We start from the raw sequence: 4,360 nt of genomic DNA on the forward strand, positions 1-4,360 counted from the left end.
CCCCGCGCCCCGCGGGGGGGTTCGCCGCCCGGGCCTCGGGCCCCAGGTTCACGTGCGCCGCCCCGGCCAGCCGCCCGGCGGTGTGCTCCGGGGTGCTGCTCGCCGGCCTCGCGCGCAGCACCATGTCCAGGTAGCTGACCACGTTCAGGGCGGCGCTGCCGACCGCGCCGGCGATCGCCCCGTCGGCCAGGTGCGTCGCCCTCACTTCGGGTCGCCCGGTTCGCGCTCGCCCTTGGGACCGTAGACCCGCTCACCGCGGACGACGCCCCGCTGTCCGCGATCGGACTGCAGGATCCGGTTTGCCACGTCGTTCGCCTTGCGGTCCGACACCCGCCGTCCCGAGTCGTCGATCACGTCACGGATGCGCGCCCGCTGCTTGTCGTACGCGTTGCTGCCCGGCCGTGGTCCTGGCATCACTGCCTCCTCCGGTCGTCCTCGCCGTTGGCGTACCGCGGTCGTCTACCCGCCTGCGTCGGGGCCAACCCCCGCGCTCGGCTCAGCGGGGCGCGTGGACGACGGCGACCGGGCAGTCGGCGTGGTGCAGCACGGACTGGCTCACCGAGCCGAGCAGCAGCCCCGTCAGTTCGCCGCGGCCCTGCCGGCCCACCACGAGCAGTTGGGCCCGCCGGGACGCCTCGGCGAGCACGGTGGTGGGGCGGCCCCGCACGGCCTCCCGGCTGACCGGCACGTCCGGCCATCGCTCGGTCAGCCCGGCCAGCGACTCGGCCACCACCCGCTCCTCCTCGGAGCGCAGCTCGGTGTCGTCGTACACCAGGGGTTGCATGTCGCCCGGCGCGGTGGACGTCGGGTGCCGGTAGGCGTGCAGCGCGACCAGCGGGGCGTCGCGGACCGACGCCTCCTCGACGGCGAACTCCACGGCGAGCCGGGACGTCTCGGAGCCGTCGACCCCGACCACGACGGGTCCGTCCGGGCGGTCGGTGCCCCGGGCGACGAGCACGGGGCAGTCGGCGTACGAGGCGACCTGCACCGCGACGGAGCCGACCACCAGGGCGGAGAACCCGCCGAGCCCCCGGTCGCCCAGCACGATCATCGCGGCGGCCGGCGACTCGCCGAGCAGCACCGCGGCGGCCTCCCCGTCGATGATCTCGCCGGAGACGCGCAGCCCGGGCACCGTCGCCTCGGCCTCGGTGGTCGCGGCGGCGACGAGCTGTTCCGCCTGGTGTCGCAGGCCGGCGCCGGGTGGGCCGCCGGCGGGCGCGCCCACCGGCACGCGCAGCAGCGGCCAGATGAACCCGTGCACGATCCGCAGCGGCCGGTTCCGGCGGGCCGCCTCGACGGCGGCCAGCCGTACGGCGCGCAGCGCCGCCTCCGAGCCGTCCACGCCGACGACCACCGCCGCGCCGTTCGCCGAGTTCACCGCCCACCTCCCGCCGGTTCCCGGCCAGTATCGCGGCCGGTGCCCGGTCGGCGAGGCGATACCGCCCAGGACGACCGGTGGGTACGCTGTCGACGACCGCCGGGGAGGGAGCGTCGTCGATGGTGGAGCCGGACCAGCCGAGCACCGCGCGAATGATCGATTTCTGGCTCGGCGGGGAGCACCACTTCCCGGTCGACGTGGCGGCGGCCCGCGCCTTCGAGCAGGCGTACGGGCCGTGCGCGCCGGTCTTCCGGGAGCTGCGGGCCTTCCTGGGCCGGGCGGTCCGGGCGATGGTCGCGGAGGGCGTGGACAGCTTCCTGGTCTTCGGCGCGGGGGTGCCCACCATGGGCAACGTGCACGAGGTCGCCCCGGACGCCACCGTGCTCTACACCGACGTCGACCCGGTCACCATTCGCCTCGGCCAGCGGCTGCTCGCCGGCAGCGACCGGGCCGGCTACGGCTACGGCGACGCCACCGACATCGGCACGGTGGACCGCGCCCAGCTGCACCGGTTCGTGCCGGGGTGGGGGAGGAGGCCCGTCGGGGTGGTGTTCCTCGGCCTGGCCGCGTTCCTCGACGACGAGACGCTGGCCCGCACCCTCGACGAGCTCTACGAGGCGACGGCGCCGGGCAGCCTGCTGGCGGTCGACTTCGACACCGAGGAGCTGGCCGGCTACCCGGAGGCCCTCGCGATGATGGGCCCGGCGTTCCGGATGCGCCCGCCGGCCGCGTTCGCGCCGCTGCTCGGCCGCTGGACGCCCACCGCCGACGGCATCGTGCCGATCACCCGGTGGCGTCCTGACGGCCCGCCGGCGCAGGTTCCGGACGCCTTCCACGGCGCGGTCGCCGTCCGCTCGGCCGGCTGACCGGCCCCGCCCGCCGTCCGCGCCGCCGCGAGGCCGCGCGGGGGCGGCAGCGTGCCGTCGGGTCGTCCGCCCGGGTCGGGTACGCCGCCCCCGCCGGCGTCGGGCCGCCCGGCCGGCCGGCCGTCGACGACACCTCCGTATGATGCTTGCCCCACGGCAAGTAATTCCGGAGGATGATCGATGGTGGAGGCACCGGCCCAGGTCTCGCGTGCGTTGCGTGCGGCGGCGCCCGACCAGGTGGTGGAGGCGGCGGACCGGGCCATCCGGGCCGGCCTCGGCGCGTCCCGGACGGACGTGTTCATCGCCGACTACCGGATCAGCGGGCTGTGGCCGGTGCTGGACCCGGAGCTGCCCGACGGGGGCTTCCTCGCCTGCCGCAGCATGGCGCAGCGCTGCTTCAGCAGCCAGCAGCCGGTGACCGACGCCGACGACGAGGGGCGGTGCCGGCTCTACCTGCCGCTGTCGGTGTGGGGGGAGCGCCTCGGCGTGCTCCTGGTCGAGCTGCCGGCCCCGCTCGGCCCGGAGACCGTCGACCGCGTCGCGGACATCGCCGGCGAGCTGGCGGTCGTCCTGCGGGCGGCGGACCGGGAGACCGACCGGTACCGCCGGGTGCGCCGGCGGGAGCGGCTCAGCATGGCCGCCGAGATGCAGTGGGAGCTGCTGCCGGGGCGCAGCGTCAGCCACGGCGAGTTCGAGCTGGCCGGCCAGCTGGAGCCGGCGTACACGGTCGGCGGGGACCACTTCGACTGGTCGGTGGACGGTGAGCGGCTCACGGCGACGGTGTTGAACGGCGCCGGCATCGGCCTGGCGGCGGCACTGCTCACGGCCGTCACCGTGAACGCGCTGCGCAACGCCCGGCGCTCCGGGGGCAGCCTCGTCGAGCAGGCCGAGCTGGCCTCCGACACGGTCTTCTACCAACATCGCGGGCGTCGGTACGTGGCCACGCTGCTGCTGGAACTGGACACCACGACCGGTCGGGTCCGGGCGGTGGACGCCGGCTCCCCGCGCCTGCTGCGGCTGCGCGGCGGCACCGTCACGCCGATCACGCTGGAGCAGCAGCTGCCGCTGGGCATGTTCGCCGAGGCCCGTTACGACGTCCAGGAGTTCGACCTGGCGCCCGGGGACCGGATCTTCGTGGTCAGCGACGGGGTGTGGGCCGCCGACCCCGGTGACCGGGGGGCGTACGGCGAGCGGGCGATGGCGCGGGCGATGCGCGCCACGCGGCTGCAACCGCCGACCGAGGCGGTTGGTACGGTGATGCGCGAACTGCACGCCTGGCATGCGGACGCGGATCTCCGCGACGACGCGGTCGTGGTCTGCCTGGACTGGCGTGGCACGGGTGGCCGGGGCGACGGGTGAGGATCGTCGCCGGAACGGCCGGGCACGAGCGGGACGATCGCAGGGGACACCTGGTGGAGCGACCTCCGAATCTCGCCGCGGCGATCGACGCCGCCGCCGAGGCGCTCGTCGGTGTGCTCGACTCCGCCGCCTCCCGGCACCAGATGGCCGTCTCGCCGACGCAGTTGCGCGTGTTGTCGCTGATCACCAGCCGGCCGGAGACCAACGTCAACGGCCTGGCCGAGTTGTTGGACGTCGTGCCGTCCTCGGCGAGCCGGCTCTGCGACCGGCTGGAGGCCACCGGCCTGCTGCGCCGGGTGGCCGACCCCCGGGACCGGCGGGAGGTGCGGCTGGTGCCGACCGCCGCCGCCGAGACGCTGCTGCGCGAGTTGAAGGAACGCCGGCACCGGGCGGTGCAGGCGGTGCTGGACCGGATGCCGGGTCGGGTGCAGCACGACCTGCTGCTGGCCCTGCGGGCGTTCGAGCAGGCCGCGACGGCGGAGTCGCAGTCGGACTCCTCGGTCCGCACCGCCTGACGACCTTCCCCGTGCCGCCTGTCCGGTCGGGGCGGCCACCCGCTTCCCTCTAGTATCCTAGGACGCCCTAGGGGTGGTGACCGCCCCGACGACACCCGGACGGCGCCGACGGAACCGGACGCCTGAACCCGGGGAGGCGGCCAAGGGCACCGGGGTGGACCTCGACGTCCGCGCCGGTGAGGTGCTCGGCCTCGTCGGCCACAACGGCGCAGGCAAGAGCACGCTGATGCGCATCCTTGCCG

General features: G+C 75.6%; 6 protein-coding genes and 1 pseudogene. 4 read left to right on the forward strand and 3 right to left on the reverse strand.

Going from position 1 to position 4,360, the window contains the following annotated elements; translation table 11 throughout:
- From AB0L34_RS32940 to AB0L34_RS32950, 3 genes and pseudogenes are all read right to left on the reverse strand, one after another.
- Positions 1 to 205 (reverse strand): annotated as a pseudogene (locus AB0L34_RS32940) (hypothetical protein); the annotation flags it as partial.
- Positions 202 to 414, reverse strand: a complete 213-nt coding sequence (locus tag AB0L34_RS32945; protein WP_350683982.1) for a phosphatidylethanolamine-binding protein — start codon at positions 412 to 414, stop codon at positions 202 to 204. The gene AB0L34_RS32945 and the pseudogene AB0L34_RS32940, both read right to left, overlap by 4 nt.
- Before the next feature lie 82 nt (positions 415 to 496).
- Positions 497 to 1,378, reverse strand: a complete 882-nt coding sequence (locus tag AB0L34_RS32950; RefSeq protein WP_363709482.1) for a universal stress protein — start codon at positions 1,376 to 1,378, stop codon at positions 497 to 499.
- Positions 1,379 to 1,497: 119 nt separating this feature from the next.
- On the opposite strand from AB0L34_RS32950, the gene AB0L34_RS32955 reads away from it, so the two are divergent.
- The 4 genes from AB0L34_RS32955 to AB0L34_RS32970 form a co-directional block, all read left to right on the forward strand.
- The gene (locus AB0L34_RS32955) at positions 1,498 to 2,244 is read left to right on the forward strand and encodes an SAM-dependent methyltransferase (protein ID WP_363709484.1); all 747 of its coding nucleotides are present in this window, start codon (positions 1,498 to 1,500) and stop codon (positions 2,242 to 2,244) included.
- A 180-nt stretch (positions 2,245 to 2,424) separates the two neighbouring features.
- Entirely contained in the window at positions 2,425 to 3,603 is a 1,179-nt protein-coding gene (locus tag AB0L34_RS32960; protein ID WP_363709486.1) for a PP2C family protein-serine/threonine phosphatase, read from the forward strand.
- A gap of 53 nt (positions 3,604 to 3,656) precedes the next feature.
- Positions 3,657 to 4,118 (forward strand): MarR family transcriptional regulator, encoded by a 462-nt coding sequence (locus tag AB0L34_RS32965; RefSeq protein ID WP_363709488.1) that lies wholly within the window; start codon positions 3,657 to 3,659, stop codon positions 4,116 to 4,118.
- Between the two features lie 73 nt (positions 4,119 to 4,191).
- The coding region (locus AB0L34_RS32970) for an ATP-binding cassette domain-containing protein (RefSeq protein ID WP_363709490.1) at positions 4,192 to 4,360 on the forward strand (169 nt) is incomplete at its 3' end.

Source organism: Micromonospora sp. NPDC052213, assembly GCF_040679695.1.
Taxonomy (GTDB): Bacteria; Actinomycetota; Actinomycetes; order Mycobacteriales; family Micromonosporaceae; genus Micromonospora.

Bases quoted from the DNA above. Each gene is read 5' to 3' on its own strand.
- AB0L34_RS32945 (WP_350683982.1), bottom strand. From the start codon at position 414: ATGCCAGGACCACGGCCGGGCAGCAACGCGTACGACAAGCAGCGGGCG.
- AB0L34_RS32955 (WP_363709484.1), top strand. From the start codon at position 1,498: ATGGTGGAGCCGGACCAGCCGAGCACCGCGCGAATGATCGATTTCTGG.
- AB0L34_RS32960 (WP_363709486.1), top strand. From the start codon at position 2,425: ATGGTGGAGGCACCGGCCCAGGTCTCGCGTGCGTTGCGTGCGGCGGCG.